The organism is Brevibacillus sp. AG162 (genome assembly GCF_006715575.1).
Lineage (GTDB): Bacteria > Bacillota > Bacilli > Brevibacillales > Brevibacillaceae > Brevibacillus > Brevibacillus brevis.
The window spans coordinates 25084-50102 of record NZ_VFNO01000006.1; the positions used below are offsets into that span (position 1 = coordinate 25084).

A 25019-nucleotide genomic window follows, 5' to 3' on the forward strand; every position below is an offset into this window, starting at 1 on the left:
AAATCACAAATGGCAAGCGACAAAATGATCTCGGTCTGCCGCTTCGCGCAATGCAGGCGGTGTCACCTTGCATATGTCCATCACGAACGGACAGCGCGTATGAAACAGACAGCCTGACGGCGGATTCACCGGGCTCGGCACATCTCCCTGTAAAATGATCCTCTCCCGCTTCGCTCGTGGATCAGGAATCGGAACCGAAGAGAGCAGCGCTTTTGTATACGGATGCCGGGGATTGGCAAAAATCGTTTCCTTCGGGCCGGATTCTACGAGACTCCCCAAATACATCACGCCGATCTTGTCGCTAATATGCTCGACCACGCTCAAATCGTGGGAAATAAACAAATAGGTTAAATGAAATTCTTCCTGCAAATCTTTAAGCAAATTCAAGATTTGCGATTGAATCGACACATCGAGAGCAGAGACTGGCTCATCCGCGACGATCAGCTTCGGCTTCAAAATCAAGGCACGAGCGATTCCGATGCGCTGCCGTTGTCCTCCGCTGAATTCATGGGCGAATTTCTCCGCATGATAGCTGGAGAGCCCGACGACCTCGAGCATCTCAGCGACAACCCGATCCCGCTCTTGGGCAGACAGCTTCGTATGAATGAGAAGAGGCTCTGCTACCACATCGCGAATTTTCATCCGCGGATTCAATGAGGCGTACGGGTCCTGAAAAACCATCTGTACCTGCTTGCGCACTTCCCGCAGCTTTGTTTCGTTCATCTTGGAGATTTCTTCTCCATTGATCCAAATCTTGCCCTCATCCGGCATCAACAATCGTGTGACCAAGCGCCCTGTCGTCGACTTGCCGCAGCCACTCTCTCCGACCAGACTGAACGTTTCGCCTTCCTTAATCTCGAATGAAACGTGATTCACTGCCTTTACGCTTTTTTTGCTGCTTAATAGACCGCTATCAATCGGGAACGTTTTTTTGATACCGTCTACCACGAGCAGTGATTTAGACATAAACATCCCTACCTTCCTCTTGATAGAGCCAGCAGCGGCAAGAACGTTCCTCTCCCACCGTCGTAATGGCAGGCTCCTTTTCCCAACAAACAGGCATGACGTCCTTGCAGCGCGGAGCGAATTTGCAGCCCTTCGGCATATTGTTTGGTGTCGGTACGTTCCCGGGAACCGAATCCAGCCGCGCGCGCTTTTGCCCGATTTTGGGGACAGAGCCGATCAAGCCTTTGGTATACGGATGCTTGGGTTCATCGAACAAGTCGTAAACAGATGCTTCCTCTACGATACGCCCTGCGTACATGACCACGACACGGTTGCACATCTCTGCCACGACGCCGAGATCATGCGTGATCAACAGCATCGACATATGCTCGTCAGCCTGCAACTGCTTCATTACGTCGAGGATTTGCGCTTGAATCGTGACATCGAGTGCCGTCGTTGGCTCATCGGCGATCAACAGGTTGGGATTGCAGGACATCGCCATCGCAATCATGATGCGCTGTCGCATACCGCCAGAGAGCTGATGCGGATACTCCCCCATAATTTCGCTCGGTCGTGGAATGCCTACTTTTGTCAGCATGCTCACTGCTTGTTCTCTCGCTTTTTGGTCGGAGTAGCCGAGATGCAAGCGAATCGCTTCCATCAATTGCTCTCCGATTTTCATCACCGGGTTGAGCGAAGTCATCGGCTCCTGAAAAATCATCGAGATTTCTTTTCCGCGAATACGGCGCATTTCACTCTCCGAAATCGAGAGCAAATTCGTACCGTTGTAAACAATCTCGCCATTAGTAATCTCGCCAGTCGTGTCCTTGAACAGGCGCATGATTGACAAGGAGGTCACGCTCTTGCCGCAGCCCGATTCGCCAACCAGTCCAAGCACTTCGCCCTTTTTTATATGAAAGCTGACATGGTCGAGGACGACTGTCTTCTGGTTGTCTCTCGTAAATTGCGTCTGCAGATGCTTTACTTCCATGATGTTGTCACTCATCTGCCCCATCTCCCTCGTTTAGTTCTTCGTTTTCGGGTCCAAAATATCGCGCAAGCCATCCCCAACTAGGTTGAACGCCAGCACGGTCAAAAAGATCGCAATCCCGGGAATGATGACCACATGAGGAGAAGTAGCGAGATAATCACGACCCATACTGAGCATCGCCCCCCAGTCGGGACTCTCAGGCTTTGCCCCCAGACCGAGAAAGCTGAGACTGGATGCAGCCAAGATCGAGGTACCGATCCGCATGGAAAAAAAGACGATCATACTGGAGACGGTCTCTGGAAAGATGTGACGAAAAATAATCCGGCTGCTTTTTGCCCCCATGGACCGCGCCGCTTCTACAAACACCGCTTCCTTGGCAGCCAATGTATTGCCGCGGATCAAACGAGCAAACGATGGAATACTGAACACCGCTACCGCCACGACGACATTCGTTAATCCCGGGCCGAGGATCGCAACGATGGCGATTGCGAGCAGCAAATCGGGAAAAGCGAACATGACGTCACTCCACCGCATGATGAGACGATCCATCCAGCCCCCGTAATATCCACTGATCAAACCTAATACCGTTCCAACCACTGCGCCGACCAGCACAGAAGAAAAGCTGACGCCAAGAGAGATTCCCGTTCCTACGATGATGCGGCTCATAATATCCCGTCCGTATTCATCTGTCCCTGCCCAGTGCTCCATGGATGGAGTCTGCAACGTCACGTCATAGTTCGGCTCGTACGGATCATACGGCGCGATCCATGGGCCAAACAGTGCTATCACAAACAAAAACAAGATAAAAAACCCAGCCCAGAAAGCTGTCTTTTGCTTTTTCCACTTCATCCAAAACTCGCGGGCTCGGGATTTCTTTTCAGTGGGAACCACGACGTTATGCCCGATTTCTTTTACTACCTCCATTTACGTCACCTCCTTGCCATTAGCTGTCATAACGGATTTTCGGATTCAGTGCCTTGTACAGGATGTCTACCAGCAGATTCACGAGAATGAACTCCAGTGAAAACAACAGGATGACTGCCTGTACGACCGGATAATCGCGAAACGCAATGGAATCGATCAACAGACGCCCCATACCCGGAATGCTAAACACCGTCTCCACGACAACCGATCCGCCCAACAGAAAACCGAATTGCAAACCGGCGATGGTCACGACCGGAATCATCGAATTTTTCAAAGCGTGCTTGCGAACGACTACCGATTCCTTCAACCCTTTTGCCCGACCTGTTCGGATAAAATCTTCCTTTAATGTTTCGAGCAGGGAGGAGCGTGTAAAACGGGCCAGCATCGACATGATGCCTGCTCCCAAGGTTAACGAAGGAAGCACGTAGCTTTTCCAGCTCTCGACCCCACCTGTGGGAAACCAGCCCAGTGTGACCGAAAAAACTTGTATGAGAATGAGCCCCAGCCAAAATCCAGGCAAGGAAATACCGGAAATCGCCGTCAGCATCCCTACGTAATCCGGCCATTTATTGCGGAAAACAGCAGAGATCGTCCCAATCAGCAACCCGAGCACCAAGGCCCAGCCCAGGCTCATAAATGTCAACGTCATCGTTACGGAAAAACGGTTTTCAAACATATCGCTAATGGGAAGCCCCGTCTTCAAGGAGTGTCCCAAATTTCCTGTCAGCAGGTTTTGCATGTAGGTGACGTACTGGGTAAGCAATGGCTTATCCAAGCCCAGCTCCTGACGCACCCGCTCGATCTCTTCCAAGGTCGCTTCTTTTCCCGCTGCCAAGCGGACAGGATCACCCGGAACCAGATGGATAAAAAAGAAAATAAGCAACGACACGACAAAAATGATCGGGATGATCTCGATGAGTCTCTTCACGATATAACGGAACATGGTACGGTTCCTCCTAAAAGAAAAGCAGCGCCCAGCGGCAGACAATGCCCGAACGCTGCTTCAAGTATTATTGGAACGCCGCTTCTCTTACATAGATGCCGCCACTCGGTGTGATATAAACACCGTTCACGTTCGCGCGTTTTCCGTACAAGATTTCATCGACTGCGAGGAAAATCCATGGTGCATCTTTAAACACATTTTCTTGCACGACGCCATACAGCTGCTTTTGCTTGTCTTGATCTGATGATTGTGTCGCTTCCTTGATGCTTTGGTCGACAAGGTCATTTTTGTAGAAAGCCGTGTTCGCTCCTGCAGGCGGGAAGTTCTCGCTGCTAAACAACGAACGCATTGCATTGTCTGGATCAGCAGAGGACCAGCTTACATACCACATGTTCATTTTTGCTTCTTCTGGCGACTTGATGCCGTAGATTTCATCGGACAGCGTCGCTTCTTCCATCGATTTCACTTCAACGGTGATGCCGACCTTTTGCAATTGCTGCTGAATGAATTGCATGCCCTTCATCGTATCCGAGTTCGTATTCCCCCAGATGTCCGTTGTGAAGCCGTTCTCGTAGCCTGCTTCTTTCAAAAGCTGCTTCGCCTTTTCTATGTTGTATTCATAGGCGCCTTGCTTCGCGTAGTGGGCAATCGTCGGCGACATCACGGATTCCAGCTGTGCGCCGTATCCGGCTTTCACGACTTTAATGAATGCCTCCTTGTCCACTGCATGGTTGATGGCTTGGCGAACGCGCGGATCATCAAACGGCTTTTTCAGCATATTGATCGAGACATAGCGGGTGATGGTGGAAGGTGTGCGCTCTACCTTTACTCCCTCTTCACCGTTCAGTGTCTCTACCTGCTGTTCCGGCAACGGATAGATGACATCGGCCTCCCCCGTCTTCAGCATGGCTACGCGGGAGCCATTTTCAGGAACAGGCTTGTAGACGATTTTACCGACCTTGGCGGCGCCCTTGTTCCAGTGATCTGGATTCAGCTCTACCGTCAGATGGTCACCCTGTACCCATTCCACGAATTTATATGGACCTGTACCGACTGGATTTTTCGTAATGTCTTTGCCGTACTTTTCCAGAGCTGCCGGACTGATGATTCCTGTCGTGAACTTGTTGATCATCGCGGAAAACGGCTGGTTCAGCGTCACTTTCACTGTGTGCTCGTCGACAACCTCTGTTGATTTGATGTATTTGTAGTTCCGATAGGCTCTCAGGTTGTTGTCTTTGTTGCTCATCCGGTCGAAGTTGATTTTGACCGCTTCGGCATTGAATGGTGTGCCGTCATGGAACTTCACGTTTTGCCGGAGCTTGAAGGTATACTCTGTCGCATCTTCATTAACCGAATATTCAGTCGACAGACCTGGCATGAGCTTCAAATCCTTGTCGTAAATCAGAAGCCCTTCAAACATCGCGCTTTGGACACCTGATGACAGGGCATCTCCTGTATTTTGCGGGTCCATCGTGATAAAGTTTTCGTTTACAGCGATCACCATCTGATCCTTTTGCGGCGCTCCCGTCGTTGTCCCGCCATTGGAAGCTGCCGGAGTTCCACTACCACTTCCACCGCCACTGGAACATCCGAAAAGTAAAGCCACTGAAAAAAGTAAGACGGATGCTGTTCGCAAAAACGATGCTTTTTTCATTTCTTTTCCCCCTTGTCTTCATCTGCTCTATGGGTGATATCTGGATGTCCATGGATAGGTCTTGCCTGCCGATTATCGGGTAAATACGATTTCTCTTCCGGTCGCAGCCGATTCATAAATGCCGCACAATATCTTCATCATCTCCACTCCGTCCTGCACAGGGCTGAGCGTTTCTTTTTCATCCAATATGCATGCGATGAAGTGATCGATTTCATTTTGGAAGCCTCGCTTGAAATCAAACGATAATTTATCCATCTGGGGGCTGACATTCAGGATGGTGTCATGCTTTTCTGCAATGATGGACAGCTCTGGCTCCACCTCTGCGCCTCCCTTGTCTCCGTACAGTTTGACGGCCAGCTCGTCTTTTTTCGCATGCAGGGTATAGCTCACATCCACGAAAAGGGACGCTCCGTTTTCAAAGCGAATGAGTGCATTGGCCATATCCTCGACGGTGTTTTGGGAAGGATCGTAGTCAGCTGCTTTGTAAAAGGAGAGATTTTTGACATTGGCGCGATTGCCCAGCTTGTTGTATGTATTGCCGCTGACGGTCGTTACTTTTGGACAGCCCATCAAGTACCAGCACAAATCAATGACATGCACGCCGAGATCAATGAGTGGACCTCCCCCAGATCTGTCCTTGTCAGCGAACCAGCCCCCTGGATTGCCCAAACGGCGCAGACAGGATGCCTTCGCGTAATATATCTCGCCCAGCTCGCCCGCATCGATGAACTGCTTGAGCAATTGCGCATTCGTATCGTATCTTCTCACAAAGCCTACTTGGAGCAGCTTGCCACTCTCTTTTACAGCCTCTTCTATCAGGAGAGCGCTTTCAACTGTCGTACTTAAAGGCTTTTCTAAAAGCACGTGCTTACCCGCTCCGAGGGCAGCAATGGCAATGTCTGCGTGCGTGTTGTTCCACGTACAAATACTTACTGCGTCTACCTGCTCATCTGCGAAAACATCTTCAAGCTTGCTGTAGTAGGTTTCGGCCCCGTACTTCTGTGCTTTTTCCCGAGCACGCTCCTCGTTGAAGTCGACGACGGCACGAATTTCTGTACGTTCGTTTTGCTGGTACGATTGCAAGTGCATGTCTGAAATGGATCCTGCACCAATTACCGCAACTCTCACTTTTGCCATGATGTTGTCTTCCTCCTTGCTTCTCATCCGTTAATTAGTTTTTTCAGTGGAGTAATTAATAAGATGATACAAAATTGTTTTAATTTTTGCAATACGGATTTCAATTAAAAATTTTGCGGTTTCTCTTCTGGTTGATTTAACGCAAAAACTCCCCCTGCCGCTCCCATCACTCCAGCTTCCGCCCCGATCTGGCTAAGGGCAACGCGTACCCCCTGCACCAATCCAGGGATGCATCTATCTCTCATGCTCTTTTCGATTTCTGGAAGCAATAGTGCGGATGCGTTCATTACCCCGCCTCCGAACACGATGACCTCCGGATTAAACAAATAGATCAGATTGGCTGCTCCTATGCCTAAGTAAAACCCAGCTTGCTTTACAATTTGCGCGAAAAATGCATCTCCTGCAAGCGCAGCTTCGCAGATCACTTTTGCCGTCAGTTCTCCATTTTGAACAAGGATTCCATCGGTAACGGGCTCCTTCGTGGATACCAGTTTGTGACTAGCGGCGCTTTCAATGGCAGTACCAGAAGCGTAATTTTCCAGGCATCCGCGATTCCCACAACGGCATGGCGGTCCGTTCCAATCGATCGAGATATGGCCGAACTCACCTGCACTCCCATCTCTACCTGATATCAATCGTCCGTCGCTGACGATTCCAGCCCCTACCCCTGTGCTGACCGTGACGTAAATCATATTTCGTGTACCGACACCTGCGCCCCATAGCCACTCTGCAATTGCCGCCGCATTCGCGTCATTGAACAGTCGAACAGGCAATCCGAACCTTTGCTCAATCAACAAGCCAATCGGTACATTTCGCCAACCCAAATTACTCGCAAAAATGACTTCGCCGCTATCGCTGTTAATTACACCAGCCGAAGCAATTCCAACACCGCGTACTTTTTCGGGATGGATGCCGCTTGCTGACAGGACATCGTGCGTGGCGGACAGCACCCGTTCAATCACTGCCCTCTTTCCCTCTTCCGCGTAGGTCGGCAGCTGCTTTTGTGCGATGATCCTGCCGTCGTGATCAACCAAACCAGCCAAGATTTTGGTCCCGCCCAAATCTAGTCCAATCGCATATTCCTCTTTTGCCATGCTCGTCTCTCCTTTGTTTACCGTAACCGCCTGATATTAATTTCTCCAATGGCTTTATAAATTCAACTTTGCTTTATTTGTAGCACACCCCTTTGATTCCGTCCAGATTATTCAAAAAATTAACTTCGTTGACAGCCATCTTTCGAATACCAAGAAGTACATAGGACAGAATAGAACTGTTAAAAGCCCAAAAGGAGGATTGTACGATGAATAAACAGACGTTGGCTGCCCATGAATCACTGGATATTCATGAAGTACTTAACTTCAAAACACTCTGCCTCGCCAAATCCAAGCTGATGCAAGGCATTGTATTCGATCAGGATTTACGAGCGTTGATGCAAAAAGATGTAGAGCAATCCTTGCAAGCAATCGCGGAGCTTCAGGCTATTTACAAGAAAGCACCCTTCCAGGCACCGATCCCGCAAACTCGTCCGACCCCCATCATAAACTGAAGGTGAAAATCCGATGAACAACGATTATCAAGATCCCATTCATGCGTTAAACATGCCGGAGAAGGCAGATATGACTTTTGCTATGGACTTCCTCATGCGTGCCAAAGAAGGTGTCCGAAACACGGCAATCGCTCTGACTGAAACCGTTACTCCGGAAGCAAGGGCCGTATTGCGAAAACAACTTCATCAAGGAATTGCTCTCCATCAAGAAATCGCGGAACTGATGCTCAGTAAAAAGTGGTTCCATCCCTACGAACTCCATGAACAGTACCAACTAGACCACCTCTCCGCCTTGGAAACGATCCAAATCGGGCAAATGAACCTCTTTCCTGAGGATACCTCGCGAAAAGGCATGTTCGATCGGACACCAGATGAACACCAGTAATGGAGGAACTTATTGATGAAAGCTGTTACATACCAAGGCATTAAAAACGTAGTGGTAAAAGATGTGCCCGATCCGAAGATGGAAAAGCCCGATGATATGATCGTGAAATTGACAAGCACCGCCATATGCGGATCCGATCTCCATTTAATTCATGGCATGATCCCCAATTTGCAAGAGGATTATATTATCGGTCACGAGCCAATGGGCATTGTTGAAGAGGTAGGCCCCAGTGTAACCAAGCTGAAAAAGGGTGACCGCGTCATCATTCCATTTACGATTGCTTGCGGCGAATGCTTTTATTGCAAAAACGATTTAGAAAGCCAATGTGACAATTCAAACGAGAATGGCGATATGGGTGGTTTTTTCGGATATTCCGCTACAACTGGCGGTTATCCTGGGGGACAGGCGGAGTATTTGCGGGTGCCCTTTGCGAACTTTACCCATTTCAAGCTACCCGAAAACTGCGAGGTAGAAGATGAAAAGCTGTGCTTGATTGCCGATGTTATGCCAACTGCCTATTGGAGCGTAGATAACGCAGGTGTCAAGAACGGAGATACCGTGATTGTCCTCGGCTGTGGACCCGTAGGTCTTCTTGTCCAAAAGTTTTGTTGGCTAAAGGGTGCAAAACGTGTGATTGCGGTTGATTATATCGATTACCGCCTGCAACATGCAAAGCGTACGAACAACGTAGAAATCGTAAACTTTGAGCAAAAGGAGAATATCGGCAACTACCTGAAAGAAATCACGAAGGGTGGAGCTGACGTTGTCATCGATGCTGTTGGTATGGATGGAAAAATGTCTGCTCTGGAGTTTCTTGCGAGTGGCTTGAAGCTGCAAGGAGGCGCCATGGGGGCAATCGTCATCGCTTCCCAAGCAGTCCGCAAAGGCGGCACGATCCAAATTACCGGTGTCTATGGCGGGCGCTATAATGCCTTCCCTCTTGGAGACATCATGCAACGCAATGTCAACATACGCTCCGGACAAGCTCCAGTGATCCACTACATGCCGTATATGTATGAGCTCATTACCACCGGAAAAGTCGATCCAGGCGACATCATCACGCACGTCATTCCCTTGAGTGAAGCAAAGCGTGGATACGAAGTGTTTGATACGAAAACAGACAATTGCATCAAAGTCGTTCTAAAGCCTTGATGAAATGACGGGAAGGAGGGTGCTGCTGCGATGAGTTACGGATTGCACGAACAGCTTGAACTGCATGAAATTGCTTCTTTTAAAACCATTTGCATGACCAAGTCCAAGACGATGCAAGGCCTGGTTTCCGATGAGACGTTGAGACAGCTTTTGGCAGACGATGTTCTCGTATCCACCAGACAGCTTCAAGAGCTGAGCTCTCTACTTACAAAGTCAAATTCATAGGGGGAAACAAACGAATGAGTGGCATTCTTCAAAGCTTAGCCGGTATGGGTGGGCTGACGGATCAAGTAATCGCCATGGACTTTCTCATCTCAGCCAAGAGCGGTGTGCGGAACTATGCGATGGCACTGACGGAAACGGGCACCCCAGAAATTAAGGCAACACTAACCAAGCAATTGGAAGAAGCAATCGATTTGCACGAAAAGATCAGCCTGTACATGATTGAGCGAGGTTGGTACCATCCATGGAATGTTACCGAGCAGATTCAGTTGGATCAGCAAAATATCCAGACCGCATTAAATCTTCCGTGAAGTGAAAGCACCCTTTTTGGGTGCTTTTCTTTTATCCTTACTACTTTGTCTACCATTCGACAATATCTCCTAAAGTAAACGGAACAAACATCCTATAAAATGGTATATATAGATATTTTAAGGAAGTGCAACATCTCATATTTTTGATGGAGTACCGCAACATCTGGCATCCACTCGATGATCGTTTCAGAGCTACATATTCCCCTCTCATGAAAGGTTGATGTTCATGTTTAAAAAAGCCTTGATCATCCTGACATTAAGCTCAGTTGTCGCTGTACCAAGTGTAGCCGCGAAAGCCCAAGGGGCCGCTCTACCTTTACAGGAGAAGGCGCCAGCCTCCACAAAAACAATCATCAAAAATGCCGCATTTGGTCAGGAAGTCTGGGTCATGCTCGGCTCCCCTATTCCAACCGGATGGGTCGTGATCAGATCTTCTGGCAATATGAACCTGATTAAGGATATGAACAATGCTCCTGCTGGTTACGAAGTGTGGGTAATGCTCGGCTCACCTATTCCTGACGGGTGGGTTGTGATCAGAAGTTCCGGAACCATGAACCAGATTAAAAATCTGAACAACGCTCCCTCTGGTCAGGAGGTATGGGTGATGCTAGGCTCGCCTATTCCTGACGGATGGGTCATAGTCAGATCATCGGGAACAATGAACCTGATCAAACGTATAGGCTAATCAGAACAATTGGATAACCGCATCCCAAATAGTTAAGCACATGGCATGCATCCTCCACAAGCTGACGTCGAAACTCAATCGACATCAGCTTGTTTCCTTTTCTTTTTGGCCATAAAAAAATGCAAAAAGTGTTCCATATTGTGAATTTTTTGTATTTAACTTGAAAATACTGGATGTATATTTTACCATTAGAAAAACAATTTCAAACTACTTAAAAGAGATGAACTAGTAGGAATGGAATTGTTTTTGTCATCAAAAAAATGAGAAGGAGGTCTACAGAGAACTGTACTGGAAAAAACGAAAACTCTTGTTTGGAAAGGAGCCTCATGATGTTAGAAAGAATTTTGGGTAAACTTTTATTGCTCACCATTACTCTTGTCACTCTTGTAAATGGATATTTTGTTACGCCGACAAACGCACAGGATCAATCCGAATATCGCGTGGATTTTAGCGGTGTATCCGCTCCGATCCCTGTCAATATCCGTACCGGACCGACAACTTCTGCCGCTATCATCGACAGGCTTCAACCAAATACCCGTGTACAATTTTCTGGTTGGACCCGAGGTACCTCGCTCAATGACTATTGGACAAGCTCCCCTGATAATAGATGGTTCTTCTACGAGAATAACGGCGTGAAATACTATGTTGCGTCTGCTTTTATTAATGGAAACCCACCTGCAACCGATCAAAACAATGTCTTAGTTTCGTATCAGGTAACCATTACGACGAATATCCCTGCTCTTAAACAGGCCTATGAAAATGCCATTCGAAATTGGAACAACACAGGCATTGTTTCATTAACACCAACAAAAAATGCCCCCATTACCTTAGGTGAAGGCTATGCGAGGGGCTATGATGGATTTGGCTGGTGGCAATCGAACGGTTCCAGAGTAACCGGTGGCACAGTTATCCAATGGAACAGAGTGAGCAACAGAAACGCCGCTTATTTAGAAGCCTTGGCTACTCATGAGATTGGGCATGTATTACGACTAAATCACAGATCGGATTACTCGATCATGAATAACTCTTGGTTAACGAGAATCACTGCTCCGACCCAAAACGACATCAATGAGCTTAGAAACATCTTTAGTCGATAACTCCATTGCCCACAAAAAAAGACAATGCAAAGGCACTCTTTTGGCTGTCGAGAAAATCGACGGCCTTTTTTTGATTAACAATTAACAGCGCAATTCTTGGTGATAGACTCCTTTCCTTCTCATTCAACAGCGTATACTATTAGAAATATTCCTTACAATTCCCAAAGGAGAATCCCCATGAATAATCAAATCCTCAGTACGCGCCTGACTCTCACAAAAGTAGCATTACCCGATTGGGAGCTGATCCGCTCCATCTATTCCAACCCGACACTGATGGAGCATATCGGAGCGACCATGAGCGATGAAGATATCCGCCGTAACTTTGAGAAAGAACTCGCTCCGTGGAGCCTTGAATCGACACACTGGCTAACCTGGATCGTACGTGAAACCGACTCTGGTAACAACGTTGGCTTGATTAGCATCTGCACCCGTAACCAAGAACGAGAAAATCTCACTGCGGAAGTAGGCTTCATCATACTGGAAGGATACAAAGGCAAGGGCTATGCTACGGAAGCAATCGGACGCGTATTTGATTTCGCTGTGGATACTTTTGGATTCAAAAAATTTACGGCAGTTTGTTCCGAAGAGCATGTGGCTTCACGCCGTGTTTTGGAGAAGGCAGGAATGAAGCTGGATAAAATCGTGCCCGAAAGCACTGAAATTGCGGGTAAGATGGTGAATGACTGTTTTTATTCGTTGGAGAAATAAGAAATGGAGTGTCTTCTGACAGCCTCCATTCGCTGTACAGCGACACTCCATTTCCCCCTCACCCAAAACTACTTTCCCGTTTCCTTATACGCTTTAATACGTGTCCCAATTTCATCTCGAACCCTTTGAAACTCAGACCATTCTTTTCCTGCGGGATCGTCAAATCCCCAATGGACGCGTTTCACATGAGGAGGTGTGGTTGGGCAAACGGAGTCTGCATGACTGCATAGTGTCACGACCAGATCCGCTTTGTTTAGGATATTCGGGTCAATGACGTCAGAAGTTTGCGTAGAAATGTCTATTCCTACTTCTTGCATCGCTCGAACGGCATTTGGATTGACACCATGCGCTTCAATCCCCGCAGAAAACACATTCCACGAGTCACCCAAGTATTTCTTTCCCCACGCTTCTGCCATTTGGCTTCGGCAAGAATTCCCTGTGCATAAGAAGTAAATGGTCTTTTTGTTTTCCATGATATACTCACCTTTTCCATTACGATATTGAATTGGCAAAATACTTTCGCTTGAACCATAATGCTACGTTAACTAAGGCAATCATCACCGGGACTTCAACAAGAGGACCGATGACAGCTGCAAAGGCGGCACCTGAGTGAATCCCAAAAACACCGACTGCCACAGCAATTGCCAACTCAAAGTTATTACTGCCTGCCGTAAACGCAAGAGTCGTTGTCACCGGATAGTTTGCGCCTATCTTCTTCCCCATAAAGAACGAAATAAAGAACATCAAGATGAAATAGATAAGAAGAGGAATCGCGATTCGAACGACATCGACTGGTACACTCACGATATTTTCTCCTTGTATCGAGAACATGACGACGATCGTAAAAAGCAACGCTATTAATGTCATAGGGCTTATTTTGGGGATAAACACTTTCTCGTACCACTGTCTGCCTTTTGCTTTCACCAAAGTAAAGCGCGTCAGCATCCCTGCAAGAAATGGGATACCCAAGTAGATGAACACTGATTTGGCTACTTCCGCCATCGTAATGTCAACGACTGCTCCCTGGATGCCTAGCCATTCTGGAATAATCGTAACAAACACATAGGCATAGACCGAAAAGAAAAGCATCTGAAATACTGAATTGAAGGCCACAAGCCCGGCTGCATACTCGGTATCGCCTTTTGCCAGGTCATTCCATACAATCACCATCGCAATACAACGTGCCAGGCCAATCATTATCAGCCCTACCATATATTCTGGCTTATCTGGCAGGAAAACGATAGCCAATACAAACATCAAAACCGGACCAATCACCCAGTTCTGAATGAGGGACAGCAAAAGAACCTTGCGATCTTGAAAGACACGTCCCATCTCTTCGTAACGAACTTTTGCTAAAGGGGGGTACATCATCAGAATTAAACCAATGGCAAGAGGGATGGATGTTGTGCCAATTTGCAAGCTGTTCAATCCACTTGTGAAGGCCGGAAAGAACGTTCCTACCGTAATCCCAATAACCATAGCTAGGAAAATCCACAGGGTTAAGTAGCGATCTAAAAAAGATAGTTGTTTCATGAAGCACTCCTTCGTTTAACAGCAAGCTTTGCTTACGACTGTATTTGAATCTGCACAGCAGGAAGAGGATTCGATTTTATGAACGCCACTGTCAGCCTTGGTGTAAAAAAATTCCCATTCATTCCCGTCCGGATCTGTTACCCAAAATTTGTCCTGCACAGCATAGCAGCATGTCGTATCCATCTCATCTCGTGCGAAAAAGCCTTCTTTTTCTAGCCTTTCCTTATGAGCAACAATTTCCTCCGTACTTTCAACCTGGAATCCAAAATGATTGACTTGATTCCCACTAACGGCGTCTCGGACATTTAACGTAAAGTTCAACCCCGGGCTTTCCAGCAAAAACTTTGCATAATCGGTCTTTACCTTCACAGGCTCTACTCCAAATACCTTTTGATAAAATTCAATCGATTTCTCCAGGCTCGTAACGTTAATCCCAACGTGAACATACTTCATTCTCATGTTCCTCCTATGATTAGATAGATTCATCAAAAAAAATTGATATAAGGTTTAAAAAAAATTAGCAGCAGCTGCCTTTACCTGTTTTCCTGAAAATACAACAAAGCTCTTCCGATAACAGTTGATTGACTTCGCTGTCGTTCAAGTCGTAATAACTCCAAGTACCTTTTGTTTCTTTCACAATCAGGTTTGCGTCCAATAAGATCTTGAGGTGATAGGACAACTTGGATTGTGGCATGTCAAAAACCTCAGTGAGGTCACATACGCACGTCTTGCCTCTCTGACAAAGCTCATACATAATTTCTAATCGTTTCTGATCGGCAAGAGCTTTGAATTTCTTCTCATATTGCTCCAACTTTTGCTTCATATCGTTCATGAATAATACCCTCATTCATCAATTTTTTTTGATGTATTTATTATATGCGTGGTTTCCAAGAAAACGCAACGTTTGTATATCAATTTTTTTTGATGAATAGATATAACGTTTGCTTCCACTCGTTCATTTTTGTAATAGAAAGCGAACTATCCCCACATGCACTTACCTAACTATGAGTAGACTACATACCAAAGTTACTCCCTTTATCTTATCAAGTTGCTTATTTGAGAGTTATACTCCTCTGGTTGAAACGTCATACTCGGTACCTTTTCAAGCCAATCTACTTTTGTCCCTATATTTTCAAAACTGTTAATCAAATCTTCCCGTGTACATTGGTCAATACCCAATCGCTCCCACTTGATAATGCCTTCACTCCTTACAACTTCAACGATTATTATTGTGCACCACAAATCACAATCGTCGGGACACATCAATATGGGAAGCATTTCTCTCTGCTTGAATGACTCGTATCGGCTTCGTACAAAAGCCTTCTCTCTTGGTTCATCTATCCAGTTTAGGATAGTCGGAATTAATCCTTCCAAATGATGATTGGGGTAAAGAGAGTGAAGGATAACATCAAGCGGGACCTCATCAATCAATACACACTCATGTTCATGATCGCAGTATTTACTTGTCATCTTCTTCACTTCTATTTTGTTCAGCTTCAACAGAATGCTCCTCCATCCACGACTCCGTCGAAATATTATAAAACCCTTCCTGCCAAAACAGAAAGGGCCTTCTCCAGCTGGTCTGCTACTTAAACCAGCCTTTTTCCTTGAAATGCATAATCGCCTCGATCCGATTGCTCACACCGAGCTTATCGAGAATGACGGAGATGTAATTCCGTACAGTCCCCGTCGTAATGTACAGCTGGCTGGCAATCTCCTTGGTGTTCTTGCCGTCAGCGATCAAGAGCAGGACTTCCTTTTCCCGCTCCGTCAGCGGATTCTCCTGCCCGTATGCCTCATCGACCAGCTCAGGGGCATAGATCCGCCGCCCTGCCATAATGCTGCGAATCGAGCTGGCCAGCTCTTCGCTCGGACTGTCCTTGAGCAAGTAGCCGTTTGCACCTGCCTTCAGTGCTCGTTCGAAGTAACCTGGGCGAGCAAAGGTCGTTAGAATCATTACCTTGCAGCCGCTGCCTTTCAATTCTTCGGCAGCGTCCAATCCGCTTTTGACTGGCATTTCGATATCCATAATGCAAATGTCGGGTTGATGCTGATGCACGAGCTTGACGGCATCCTCACCATTACTTGCTCTACCGACGACCTTCATATCCTCTTCCAAATCGAGCAGGGAAGCAAGGGCTCCCAATAGCATCCGCTGATCCTCTGCAATGACAATGCGAATCATCCTCCCGCCTCCTGTTCCGGTTGTTTGAAGACGTTGGGTACCCGAATCACTAGCTGTGTTCCAGACACTGAGGACTGGATTTCCATGCTTCCATTGACAAATTCCAGCCGTTCCTTCATCCCACGCAAACCATTGCCTCGGTAGACCAATTCCTCCGCCATTCCAATTCCATTATCTGTTACGCTTACGACGAGATCGGTAAGAGTGGGTTCGATGACGATGGAGCAGACGGTGGCATTGCTATGCTTCACAATATTGTTGACTGCTTCTTTCAGGCACATGCACAATACGTTTTCCGTCATCAGCGAAGTGTTGGTCAGATTCGTGTCGCCTTCCAGCACGAATTCAATTTCCGCTGCCTTGAAAATTTGCTTGATCCGAAACATCTCATCCTCTAGCCGTGTCCCACGCATTTGCGTGACCATTTCCCGTACTTCTTTCAAAGCGATACGCGCCGTTTGCCTGATTTCCTCCAGCTCCGTTCGTGCCAGAGCAGGATTTTTGTTGATCAGCTTGTTCGCCAAATCGCTTTTCAATCCAATCAAGGAAAGCTTCTGTCCCAGCGTATCGTGCAAGTCACGGGCAATGCGTTGGCGTTCCTCGAGCTTGACCAGCTCCGATATTCGCTTGTTTGCATGCTCCAGTTCTCCCTGCAGCTTCTCTCGCTTATTCCAGTTGTACGTCGTCACGGGCAAGAGAATGACAGCTATCATGCTAACCAAAACAAACGGAAGCTGGCCAATCAATTGCGCGTTTTTGGTGAAAAAGCCGATGTTGACCGATATGGTGGTGCTAATCAAATGAACCGTGTACAGCGTAACGAAGCCGATCTTATTATCGATATTCCCGATAAAAAACGCCAGGAAGAGCGAGAAATACACATAGCCGAACATCAAGGTCATGGCGACCGATATAACGATTTGCACACTCGTCCAGAAATACACCAGCCAGCCCTTTGACAGAAAGGAGAATACATAACAAATGAAAAACAGAATGATCATGATGATTCCGATCACTGCTTCGTACGTCGAAGAGGACCGGAAGATAAAATAGAATGGCAGGATGTAGAAGACAACCCACACATAAGGGCTCAAGCCCGTATTTTTTTGAAGAATGTGATACCACTTCTGCTTCTGCATACTTGCCCACCTTTTCTTCGCCACTCTCTCAAGTGTATCGGAATTCAAAGGTTTATGGCAGGCTTATTTTCCTTCCAAACTCGGTTTGGAGCCTTGGAGTGCATCCATGAGCGCTTCCGATTGAGCAGCAGCCAACCGCTTGATGCCTTTGAAGCTCACAAAGCGCTTGTTGCTCTCATCCCACAAATGAAAACGCAGGCACTGCAAGCTGGACGCCAGTGTAATCGTTGTCGCCATCTGAAGCGGCGGTGTATCGTTATGTGCTTTTTCCAGGTTGTAGTTCGGTACCCGTGGGCTTAAGTGATGAACATGGTGAAAGCCAATATTGCCTGTGATCCATTGCAAAACCTTCGGCAGCTTGTAGTAGGAGCTTCCTTCTACAGCGGCCTTCACGTAGCTCCACTCTTCATCGTTCTCAAAGTACGAATCCTCATACGTATGCTGCACATAAAACAGCCAAATCCCAAACAAGCCGGAGACGAAAAAGATCGGACCTTGGATCAGCAGGAATGCTTGCCAGCCAACCGCCCAGATTAAGAGCGCATAAAGACCGACCAGCAGCACATTGGTCAAATACGTATTCAACCGCTCTTTGCGGCGAGCTCGCTTTACATTAAAACGATATTGGAGCAAAAAGACAAAAATAGGACCCAAACCAAACATGACGATCGGATTGCGATACAGCCGATAAGCGATTTTACGCCAGATAGAAGCCTCGAGATATTCATTGACGGTCATCATCCATAGATCGCCTACGCCTCGTTTGTCGAGGTTGCTGCTCGTTGCATGGTGAATATTGTGACTGTTTTTCCATTGTTCATAGGGGACAAGGGTCAGCACACCGGTAATCGTACCAACGATGTCATTCGCCAGACGATTTTTGAAAAAGGATTGGTGGCAGCAATCGTGACAAATGATGAAGGTACGGATGACAAAACCAGCTGCGACAATGACGATAGGCAGCGTGAGCCAATAGGACACAGACAGACTGAGATAAGCACCGTACCAGAGTACAATCAGCGGAACCAACGTATTGATGAGCTGTCGGATGCTCTTTTTTAGGTCTGATTTTTCAAAGGGGGCAACATTCTTTTTCAACTGGGCAATGTTAGCTTGTTGCATTGCTTGTTTCCTCCTCGATTGAAGCGTACAGGGACATGTGAATTCGCCGGACGCAATATTCTATCTTTATTGTAGAAAATAGCGTCTGACCGCTGTAGTCATAAACGTCAAGTCGAGGACATGACAAATGTCATGGTTAAACAAATGACTGGGAAATTTAGGGTACATAAACTAAGCGGTACATCCCATATTATACCAAGGAAAGACCCCATCCATTCTTCCAGATGAGGTCTTTTGCTTTGACGCCGTATTCTTTTTACTTCACATCAAGGCGCTTCATGATATCTTCGAGCAGCAAATTCGCTGCCTTGATGCCGCCTGCTTTGTTCCAGACCGTTTCGTCTACTTGGTAAACTTGATTGGTCTTCGCCACATTCAGAGATTTGAAGACTGGGCTTTCCATCCATTTTTTCGCATTGTTCGCAATGTCTGTAGATTCTTTCGTTGGCTCCGTTACCCAGTAGAACAGGATGTCCCCGTCCATAGCGGACATGCCTTCTTCACTGATCATTTCTGCAAAGCTGTTTACGTCCTGGGAAGCTGGACGTGCGAGTCCCAGCTGATCGAGCAGCACACCGCTAAAGGTATCTTTTTGATAGATTTGTACGCCTTTTTTGGAGAATTTCGCTACGGATACTTTGGTAGAAGCTTTAGGACCCAGCTTTGCTTTCGCAGCAGCTACACGGTCGTCGAATTCTTTCAGGACTTGCTCGCCTTCCGCCTTCTTGTTCAGTGCTTCTGCATAGAGCGTGAAGTTGCTTTTCCATCTTCCGGACAGCTCTTCAGAGAATACGGTTGGAGCGATTTTGGACAGTTGATCATAAATCTTTTCATGACGTACTTTGTTCCCTATGATCAAATCAGGGCTCAGGCTGACAATCGCTTCGAGATTCGGCTGGTCTTCAAAGCCCAACACTTCTACGCCTGTCATCTCATCTTTGATGTGAGGATACCATGGATCTTCATCCCAGGACTGTACAGCAGCGATTGGCTTAACGCCAAGTGCAAGCAAGGCTTCCGTACCTTCATTTGTTAGAATAACCACACGTTCTGGTGTTCCCTTAATGGGAGTTGTGCCCATTGCGTGTTTCACTTCACGTACTTCATTCGCATCGGCTGGTGCTGGAGTAGCCTCAGTCGTCGTTCCCGATGCAGCTGGCGCCTGTTGAGCTTGATTGGCATTGCCTCCACAACCGGCAAGGACAACCAGCAAGCACAGCGCAAAGAAGCTGGTCATGATGTGGCGCATGGTACGTAAACTGGTCTTACTTTTCATATCGAGAATGCCCCCACTTCTGCTTATCAACTTAGTGATAACAATTATCAATTGATAGTATATAGAGACTCCTCTTACTTTTCTATGGACGTGATTGTCTAATTGCCATGGACCAGATTATCCCTGTGCGACCTGGAGAAAATACGCTGTGCTCCTTTGAATCGTATGCTCTCTGCCAAACGGTCCCCATGGGTCCCATTCATGATTGGCTGGGTGGTACACTTTGTTTTCCCGCACCGCACGCAAGTCTCTCCACAGCGGGTTGTTCCACAGTGCTGCCACATGTTCCCGTTCGCTCCAGAACACGATGATTCTCTCCGGGTTCAATTCGATCAGATCGATAAGCGCATTTGGTTTATAGGCCGCATGGGTCACATTCGGATCAGGCGCAAACCCAAGCTTGTGATAAAACAAGTCAGCGAGGGCGTGTCCCTCTACGCCGTACAGGCGCACCTCATCCTTCAGCACGCGAATCATCGTCCATTCACCCGTGCGCGTAACCGGCAATAGTGCATCTCTTGCCTGTTTTTCCACTTTGTCGATGTGCTTGATGATTTTCTCTGCCTGACTCTCTTTTTTGAAGAGCGTCGCCAATTTGGTTTGGTAGTCAATCCAGTTCGGATAGCCGTCAAAGGAGACCGTTCCTTTTATTTTCTCCCAATCTCCTGCCTCCCGATTGTGGAAAAAATTCATCCTGACAATCACATCAGGCGACAAAGTCAAAATCTCTTTCGGATCGATCAACTGCTCTGCATTCAGTGCTTTTGTCCCGCGCAGCTTTTGCTGCAAATAAGAAGGAAAGCCCGTCCTCGTTTCAAAGTAGTTCGGGAAGGAGGGGGCAGCAATCGGCTGAATTCCCATCGCAAGAAAATGATCCTGCAAAAACAGCTTGCTAACCACGACTACCCGCTGTTCACTTTGCTTTATATAAATTTGCGGCGACAATCCTTCTCGCTTTTTGAAGAGTCTACTAAAATACAGCTCATCGGCATAGCCTACGTTGCGAGCCACATCCTTCACACTTCCTCCAGAATGGGCAAGCAGCTCCTTGGCATGCTCCATCCGCAACCCAGTCAAATACTCCCCAGGTGTCATTCCCGTCGCACGTTTGAAAGCACGGCAATAAGAGCTAGGGGTCAACCCCGCCAGTTTCGGCAAGCTTCCCAATTCTAGTGACTCGCGGTAGTGCTTCTGCATGTAGGCGATCGTCTCCTCAATCGCTCCAATGCCCTTTTCCTCATTCTTTTTCTGTTCATCATCAACAATACCCAAAAGCTCGTAGAGCAGCGCTTGGCTCCGCAAAAAAGAAGAGTAGTCCCGCTTCCGTGTCAATTGCGAGAGCTCCTCCAATACCGTCAGAAATGAGGCGGGAGTAGAGACAGCCAAAACCTTGACTCCTTTCCTCTCGGGAACGCTCTCGTACTGGTCGTGTCTCACTTCCACGTAATGCAGCCTGTATATGTGAAACGGTCCTGATTGGCACCGCAATTCTTCTATCTTCGCCGTCGGGCGCAACAACAAGAGCTTTCCGGCGTCGAGCACCTGCTTTTGACCATCCACCGTAATCTCTGCACTTCCTTCTGCCACATAGCAAAGGACATGGGTGTTTACCTCCACCTGACGCAGGTGAAAATGTTTCAATCGCTGTTTGCGAAAGACGGTCATCAAAAAGCCAGGATAATCTTGATAAATCGTCAACAGACTCACATCCTTCTATCACCGGAAATAGCAAAAAAAGCAGACAAGCTGATTGCCAGAATCAGCCTGTTCTACTTTTATCATGTTGGAGATCTTTCTATTTGGCAAGTACCTGCCTGTCTATTGTGCTGAGCGATTCGAACGGAACATCAGCAAGAACAGATAGGGTGCGCCTAGCAACGCCACTACGACCCCGGCCGGAATATCTTTCGGGATCATGACGATCCTTCCCAGCAAATCAGAAGCAGCCAGCAATACAGCCCCAAGCATGGCTGAGACGACAACTGCACGGCGATGATGGGGTCCAACCAGCATACGTGCTGCATGCGGAGCGAGAAGACCGATAAATCCTACGGCTCCGACACTGGCAACTGCCGCTGAAGCGAGCAACACCGCAATGACTGCCACAGACAACCTCGTCATCCGCACCTTTAACCCCAATCCAGTCGAGCTCTCGTCGTTAAATGACAAAAGATCCACCCGACGTCCTAACCACCACGCGATCGGAGCTAGAACGAGGATCGCAGGCAACAGGCGGCCTACTTCCATCCATCCCCGCCCATATGTACTTCCTGCCAGCCAAGTGAGTGCAGGCGCTGCCAAGATCATGGAATGTACGATCAAGATATTGATAAGGGCGGCACCTGCGGCAGAAACCGCAATACCTACAAGCGTCAATATGATTGGATTGAGTCCCCTTCTCCAAGAGACCGCGTACACAATCGCAGCTGAGATGATTCCCCCTGCAACGGCCCCAAGCGGCATCCAAGCCGAGAGTTGAGGAAACACGAGGAGCACGATAATCGCCCCTACACCCGCACCGCTCGTTACACCTACAATCTGTGGATCTGCCAGCGGATTTCGTACTGCACTCTGCATGAGGCTTCCGCTGATCGCGAGTGCCACACCTGCCAGCATCGCCGTCAACAGTCGCGGCATTCGAAGCTCAAACACCAATTGACTGTACATCTCGTTTCCTTGTCCCATGAAAATGGCGATGATCTCTGTCCACGGCAGGTACAGGTTTCCGCTGGACAAGCTGAGCATCCAAACGACCACGAGCAGCACAGCAAGCGTGCACACAATCAACGGATACGAAACTTTGCGTTGTGCTCCTCCGACACTCATCGAGCCTCCAGTCCCCGCACTCATACTGCGCGAGACACGCAAAGCCAGCCAGATCAACCATGGTCCACCAATAGCAGCAGTGATGGCTCCTGCCGGAAGTTCACCATAATGATTGATGAACATACGTGCAATCGTATCGGAAGCCACCAGCAGCGCTGCCCCCCAGATGGCACATAGCGGCAACAGCCATTTATGCTGAGTGATGCCTGACAATCGTACCAGATGCGGAGCCACGAGACCGATGAAGCCGATTGGCCCGACCACACTGACACTGACGCACGTAACCAAGATCGCAATAAACATGGTGAAAAGTCGTGTTTTCGCTACCTTTTGCCCCAATGATTTCGCCGTTTCTTCATGAAAGGTAAGTACATCAAGCTGCCTGGACATGAAAATGCTGACCAAAATCCCGGCTACAATCCAAGGCCAACTGAATTCTACACCCGACCAGTCATTTTGTTTCAAAGAACCTGAGCCCCAGAGGAAAATGCCATTGGTCGTTTCTTCATTAAACAAGATGATGGCACTCGTCAAGGAGGAGTACACCAAGGTCACAATCATCCCGGACAATGCCACACGGACTGGCGTACCTTTTCGCCCGCCAGACATGAAGTATACGGTAACAGCTGCGAGAATTCCGCCCGCCATCGCAAAGGGAAGCGGGTGATCATGCAAGAGTGATGGCCAAAAAACCATCCCGAACACCACGAAGAAATAAGCACCTGCATTTACGCCTAGTGTCGTTTCTGACGCGAGCGGGTTTCGTGTCACCGTCTGCATCAAAGCTCCGGCAATCGCCAATGCTGCACCAGACAAAAGCCCCATGACCGTTCTCGGAAGCCTGACACCCTGTATCATATGGTGATCTGAGATATCCTGCGGAGCAATAATGGCCTGTACGACAGAACGCAGAGAAATGTCTGCCATTCCCTGTGTCAAACTGACAAATGTAAGAACCAGCAGAGCGACCAGCCCACTCCCTAACATCAAGAACAATCTCCAGCCCCCTCTTTGCGAGGAAGTGGCTGGAGTGATGTCAGTTCGTGTGAACATTTTATTTTTGGCTAAACTCATTATTTTGCCAACAAATCAACGACTTTATTCGCGAGAATCTTTGCAGACATGGTACCACCGTAAGGCCACAGATCTCCGCCCAGGGCATAGACACGATTTTCTTTCACAAAAGTAAGGCCGTTCCAAACCGGGTTGTTCTTCAATTGATTGTCAATCACGTTGTCATCATTTTGAATGATATGGAGGAAATTTGCATCCTGCAACGCTGGTAGTGCCTCCACATCTGCCAGTGTCATTCCTGTTTGCTCAAATTTCTTGGGCTTATACTTATTTGTCAGACCAATATGAATCAAGATGCTTGCTGCTGTAGAGTTGTCCGTAGACAAACGGAATTCTACCGCATTTTGACTGCTGTAGCCCATCGCGAGGACGAATGGAACTTTATCTGCGCCAGCTTTGGTCAGCTTTTCTTTTGCTTCCGCATAAGTCTTGTCGAGGTCTTTCAAAGCGGCTTCGGCTTCTGCATTTTTACCCGTGATATCCGCAATTTGCTTGAAGATCTCGATCATTCGATCATACTGTGATCCTTGACCTTCAGCCGGATTCGTATCAAAAGCAATCGTTGGCGCAATTTTGCTCATTTCGTCGTAATTCGCTTCTACATTTCTTTTAATACCGATAATCAAATCTGGCTTCAACATCATGATCGATTCCAGGTTTGGGGAAGTACGACTTCCTACATCCACTACCTCTGGAGCTATCTCCACAGGGAGTTTGACCCATTTTCTCATATTCGGAATATCTGCAATCCCCACAGGCTGAATACCAAGAGCCAACAAATGCTCTGCTGAGCTCCATTCCAATGCAACGATACGCTTAGGAGTGCCTTTGATGGTCGACTCTCCCATCATGTGCTTCACTGTGCGCACTTGCTCTTCAGCCGGCTTCGCCGCGTCAGGCTGAGCTGTAGCAGCTTGGTTGGAACCAGATTGTGCAGTTGACCCTGCATTGCCGCAAGCAGCAAGTAGCAGCATCGCAGACAAAAATACAAGCATCACTGGTAATTTCATAAGACGCATGAAAAATTTCCCCCTTACTTTTCTGGGTGTTACATCGAATGATAAAGGATGTTTCATGATGGACATGATTTCCAATCAACCATTGATTATGATAATGATTATCATTATCTTTGTCAACGGTGGGATGTGCTAGTTTTTTCTGTTT

27 protein-coding genes are annotated in these 25019 nt (G+C 47.6%); 8 read left to right on the forward strand and 19 right to left on the reverse strand.

The window, feature by feature from the left end:
* Window positions 1-3 precede the first annotated feature (3 nt).
* The 7 genes from FB479_RS18750 to FB479_RS18780 all read right to left on the reverse strand — a co-directional run bounded on the left by FB479_RS18750 (window position 4) and on the right by FB479_RS18780 (window position 7688).
* On the reverse strand, window positions 4-966 hold the full coding sequence (locus FB479_RS18750) for an ABC transporter ATP-binding protein (protein WP_142066314.1): 963 nt from the start codon (window positions 964-966) through the stop codon (window positions 4-6).
* Window positions 959-1951: an ABC transporter ATP-binding protein gene (locus FB479_RS18755; RefSeq protein ID WP_142066315.1), complete on the reverse strand. Its 993-nt coding sequence runs from the start codon at window positions 1949-1951 to the stop codon at window positions 959-961. Before FB479_RS18755 ends, FB479_RS18750 begins: the two co-directional genes overlap by 8 nt.
* A gap of 18 nt (window positions 1952-1969) precedes the next feature.
* The gene (locus tag FB479_RS18760; RefSeq protein ID WP_106652384.1) at window positions 1970-2860 is read right to left on the reverse strand and encodes an ABC transporter permease subunit; all 891 of its coding nucleotides are present in this window, start codon (window positions 2858-2860) and stop codon (window positions 1970-1972) included.
* 19 nt (window positions 2861-2879) lie between these two features.
* Window positions 2880-3803 (reverse strand): nickel ABC transporter permease, encoded by a 924-nt coding sequence (gene nikB, locus FB479_RS18765; protein WP_106652383.1) that lies wholly within the window; start codon window positions 3801-3803, stop codon window positions 2880-2882.
* 67 nt (window positions 3804-3870) lie between these two features.
* Window positions 3871-5457 (reverse strand): glutathione ABC transporter substrate-binding protein, encoded by a 1587-nt coding sequence (locus tag FB479_RS18770; RefSeq protein ID WP_106652382.1) that lies wholly within the window; start codon window positions 5455-5457, stop codon window positions 3871-3873.
* 72 nt (window positions 5458-5529) lie between these two features.
* Window positions 5530-6594, reverse strand: coding sequence for a Gfo/Idh/MocA family protein (locus tag FB479_RS18775; protein ID WP_106652381.1), 1065 nt, complete (start codon window positions 6592-6594; stop codon window positions 5530-5532).
* Between the two features lie 104 nt (window positions 6595-6698).
* Window positions 6699-7688 carry an ROK family protein gene (locus FB479_RS18780; protein WP_142066316.1) on the reverse strand — a complete coding sequence of 330 codons (990 nt, stop codon included), beginning with the start codon at window positions 7686-7688 and terminating at the stop codon, window positions 6699-6701.
* Window positions 7689-7894: 206 nt separating this feature from the next.
* Between FB479_RS18780 and FB479_RS18785 the strand changes: the two genes are divergently transcribed.
* The 8 genes from FB479_RS18785 to FB479_RS18820 all read left to right on the forward strand — a co-directional run bounded on the left by FB479_RS18785 (window position 7895) and on the right by FB479_RS18820 (window position 12700).
* Window positions 7895-8140 (forward strand): spore gernimation protein GerQ, encoded by a 246-nt coding sequence (locus FB479_RS18785; RefSeq protein WP_106652379.1) that lies wholly within the window; start codon window positions 7895-7897, stop codon window positions 8138-8140.
* Between the two features lie 13 nt (window positions 8141-8153).
* The gene (locus FB479_RS18790; RefSeq protein ID WP_142066317.1) at window positions 8154-8525 is read left to right on the forward strand and encodes a spore coat protein; all 372 of its coding nucleotides are present in this window, start codon (window positions 8154-8156) and stop codon (window positions 8523-8525) included.
* Between the two features lie 15 nt (window positions 8526-8540).
* A complete protein-coding gene (locus FB479_RS18795) occupies window positions 8541-9677 on the forward strand; it encodes a zinc-dependent alcohol dehydrogenase (protein WP_142066318.1) in 1137 nt (378 codons plus the stop codon).
* A 30-nt stretch (window positions 9678-9707) separates the two neighbouring features.
* Window positions 9708-9902, forward strand: a complete 195-nt coding sequence (locus tag FB479_RS18800) for a hypothetical protein (protein WP_142066319.1) — start codon at window positions 9708-9710, stop codon at window positions 9900-9902.
* Window positions 9903-9916: 14 nt separating this feature from the next.
* Window positions 9917-10210 carry a spore coat protein gene (locus FB479_RS18805; protein ID WP_142066320.1) on the forward strand — a complete coding sequence of 98 codons (294 nt, stop codon included), beginning with the start codon at window positions 9917-9919 and terminating at the stop codon, window positions 10208-10210.
* A 226-nt stretch (window positions 10211-10436) separates the two neighbouring features.
* Window positions 10437-10895, forward strand: coding sequence for a hypothetical protein (locus tag FB479_RS18810; protein WP_142066321.1), 459 nt, complete (start codon window positions 10437-10439; stop codon window positions 10893-10895).
* A gap of 329 nt (window positions 10896-11224) precedes the next feature.
* Entirely contained in the window at window positions 11225-11992 is a 768-nt protein-coding gene (locus FB479_RS18815) for a matrixin family metalloprotease (protein ID WP_142066322.1), read from the forward strand.
* A gap of 177 nt (window positions 11993-12169) precedes the next feature.
* Entirely contained in the window at window positions 12170-12700 is a 531-nt protein-coding gene (locus tag FB479_RS18820) for a GNAT family N-acetyltransferase (protein ID WP_106652372.1), read from the forward strand.
* Window positions 12701-12768: 68 nt separating this feature from the next.
* On the opposite strand, the gene arsC is transcribed toward FB479_RS18820, so the two are convergent.
* From arsC to FB479_RS18880, 12 genes are all read right to left on the reverse strand, one after another.
* The gene (arsC, locus tag FB479_RS18825) at window positions 12769-13173 is read right to left on the reverse strand and encodes an arsenate reductase (thioredoxin) (RefSeq protein ID WP_142066323.1); all 405 of its coding nucleotides are present in this window, start codon (window positions 13171-13173) and stop codon (window positions 12769-12771) included.
* A 19-nt stretch (window positions 13174-13192) separates the two neighbouring features.
* Entirely contained in the window at window positions 13193-14233 is a 1041-nt protein-coding gene (gene arsB, locus FB479_RS18830) for an ACR3 family arsenite efflux transporter (protein WP_106652370.1), read from the reverse strand.
* A gap of 15 nt (window positions 14234-14248) precedes the next feature.
* Complete coding sequence (locus FB479_RS18835) at window positions 14249-14686, reverse strand: ArsI/CadI family heavy metal resistance metalloenzyme (RefSeq protein WP_142066324.1); 438 nt, start codon at window positions 14684-14686, stop codon at window positions 14249-14251.
* A 64-nt stretch (window positions 14687-14750) separates the two neighbouring features.
* Window positions 14751-15056 carry an arsenical resistance operon transcriptional regulator ArsR gene (gene arsR, locus FB479_RS18840; protein ID WP_106652407.1) on the reverse strand — a complete coding sequence of 102 codons (306 nt, stop codon included), beginning with the start codon at window positions 15054-15056 and terminating at the stop codon, window positions 14751-14753.
* Between the two features lie 212 nt (window positions 15057-15268).
* Window positions 15269-15733, reverse strand: a complete 465-nt coding sequence (locus FB479_RS18845) for a hypothetical protein (RefSeq protein ID WP_185746390.1) — start codon at window positions 15731-15733, stop codon at window positions 15269-15271.
* 85 nt (window positions 15734-15818) lie between these two features.
* Window positions 15819-16418, reverse strand: a complete 600-nt coding sequence (locus FB479_RS18850; RefSeq protein ID WP_106652368.1) for a response regulator transcription factor — start codon at window positions 16416-16418, stop codon at window positions 15819-15821.
* On the reverse strand, window positions 16415-17557 hold the full coding sequence (locus tag FB479_RS18855; RefSeq protein ID WP_106652367.1) for a sensor histidine kinase: 1143 nt from the start codon (window positions 17555-17557) through the stop codon (window positions 16415-16417). Before FB479_RS18855 ends, FB479_RS18850 begins: the two co-directional genes overlap by 4 nt.
* 63 nt (window positions 17558-17620) lie before the next feature.
* Entirely contained in the window at window positions 17621-18679 is a 1059-nt protein-coding gene (gene desA / locus FB479_RS18860) for a Delta(5) desaturase DesA (protein ID WP_142066325.1), read from the reverse strand.
* 256 nt (window positions 18680-18935) lie between these two features.
* Entirely contained in the window at window positions 18936-19955 is a 1020-nt protein-coding gene (locus tag FB479_RS18865) for an ABC transporter substrate-binding protein (RefSeq protein ID WP_142066326.1), read from the reverse strand.
* A gap of 117 nt (window positions 19956-20072) precedes the next feature.
* Entirely contained in the window at window positions 20073-21653 is a 1581-nt protein-coding gene (locus FB479_RS18870; protein WP_255438450.1) for an AraC family transcriptional regulator, read from the reverse strand.
* Window positions 21654-21773: 120 nt separating this feature from the next.
* Window positions 21774-23855 (reverse strand): Fe(3+)-hydroxamate ABC transporter permease FhuB, encoded by a 2082-nt coding sequence (gene fhuB / locus FB479_RS18875; RefSeq protein WP_483297513.1) that lies wholly within the window; start codon window positions 23853-23855, stop codon window positions 21774-21776.
* Window positions 23855-24874, reverse strand: a complete 1020-nt coding sequence (locus tag FB479_RS18880; protein ID WP_142066327.1) for an ABC transporter substrate-binding protein — start codon at window positions 24872-24874, stop codon at window positions 23855-23857. The genes fhuB and FB479_RS18880 overlap by 1 nt, the downstream gene beginning before the upstream one ends.
* Window positions 24875-25019: the final 145 nt, after the last annotated feature.

Excerpts from the sequence above, each read along its gene's own strand:
- FB479_RS18750 (WP_142066314.1), bottom strand. The coding sequence starts at position 966 with ATGTCTAAATCACTGCTCGTGGTAGACGGTATCAAAAAAACGTTCCCG.
- FB479_RS18755 (WP_142066315.1), bottom strand. The coding sequence starts at position 1,951 with ATGAGTGACAACATCATGGAAGTAAAGCATCTGCAGACGCAATTTACG.
- FB479_RS18760 (WP_106652384.1), bottom strand. The coding sequence starts at position 2,860 with ATGGAGGTAGTAAAAGAAATCGGGCATAACGTCGTGGTTCCCACTGAA.
- nikB (WP_106652383.1), bottom strand. The coding sequence starts at position 3,803 with ATGTTCCGTTATATCGTGAAGAGACTCATCGAGATCATCCCGATCATT.
- FB479_RS18770 (WP_106652382.1), bottom strand. The coding sequence starts at position 5,457 with ATGAAAAAAGCATCGTTTTTGCGAACAGCATCCGTCTTACTTTTTTCA.
- FB479_RS18775 (WP_106652381.1), bottom strand. The coding sequence starts at position 6,594 with ATGGCAAAAGTGAGAGTTGCGGTAATTGGTGCAGGATCCATTTCAGAC.
- FB479_RS18780 (WP_142066316.1), bottom strand. The coding sequence starts at position 7,688 with ATGGCAAAAGAGGAATATGCGATTGGACTAGATTTGGGCGGGACCAAA.
- FB479_RS18785 (WP_106652379.1), top strand. The coding sequence starts at position 7,895 with ATGAATAAACAGACGTTGGCTGCCCATGAATCACTGGATATTCATGAA.
- FB479_RS18790 (WP_142066317.1), top strand. The coding sequence starts at position 8,154 with ATGAACAACGATTATCAAGATCCCATTCATGCGTTAAACATGCCGGAG.
- FB479_RS18795 (WP_142066318.1), top strand. The coding sequence starts at position 8,541 with ATGAAAGCTGTTACATACCAAGGCATTAAAAACGTAGTGGTAAAAGAT.
- FB479_RS18800 (WP_142066319.1), top strand. The coding sequence starts at position 9,708 with ATGAGTTACGGATTGCACGAACAGCTTGAACTGCATGAAATTGCTTCT.
- FB479_RS18805 (WP_142066320.1), top strand. The coding sequence starts at position 9,917 with ATGAGTGGCATTCTTCAAAGCTTAGCCGGTATGGGTGGGCTGACGGAT.
- FB479_RS18810 (WP_142066321.1), top strand. The coding sequence starts at position 10,437 with ATGTTTAAAAAAGCCTTGATCATCCTGACATTAAGCTCAGTTGTCGCT.
- FB479_RS18815 (WP_142066322.1), top strand. The coding sequence starts at position 11,225 with ATGTTAGAAAGAATTTTGGGTAAACTTTTATTGCTCACCATTACTCTT.
- FB479_RS18820 (WP_106652372.1), top strand. The coding sequence starts at position 12,170 with ATGAATAATCAAATCCTCAGTACGCGCCTGACTCTCACAAAAGTAGCA.
- arsC (WP_142066323.1), bottom strand. The coding sequence starts at position 13,173 with ATGGAAAACAAAAAGACCATTTACTTCTTATGCACAGGGAATTCTTGC.
- arsB (WP_106652370.1), bottom strand. The coding sequence starts at position 14,233 with ATGAAACAACTATCTTTTTTAGATCGCTACTTAACCCTGTGGATTTTC.
- FB479_RS18835 (WP_142066324.1), bottom strand. The coding sequence starts at position 14,686 with ATGAAGTATGTTCACGTTGGGATTAACGTTACGAGCCTGGAGAAATCG.
- arsR (WP_106652407.1), bottom strand. The coding sequence starts at position 15,056 with ATGAAGCAAAAGTTGGAGCAATATGAGAAGAAATTCAAAGCTCTTGCC.
- FB479_RS18850 (WP_106652368.1), bottom strand. The coding sequence starts at position 16,418 with ATGATTCGCATTGTCATTGCAGAGGATCAGCGGATGCTATTGGGAGCC.
- FB479_RS18855 (WP_106652367.1), bottom strand. The coding sequence starts at position 17,557 with ATGCAGAAGCAGAAGTGGTATCACATTCTTCAAAAAAATACGGGCTTG.
- desA (WP_142066325.1), bottom strand. The coding sequence starts at position 18,679 with ATGCAACAAGCTAACATTGCCCAGTTGAAAAAGAATGTTGCCCCCTTT.
- FB479_RS18865 (WP_142066326.1), bottom strand. The coding sequence starts at position 19,955 with ATGAAAAGTAAGACCAGTTTACGTACCATGCGCCACATCATGACCAGC.
- fhuB (WP_483297513.1), bottom strand. The coding sequence starts at position 23,855 with ATGAGTTTAGCCAAAAATAAAATGTTCACACGAACTGACATCACTCCA.
- FB479_RS18880 (WP_142066327.1), bottom strand. The coding sequence starts at position 24,874 with ATGCGTCTTATGAAATTACCAGTGATGCTTGTATTTTTGTCTGCGATG.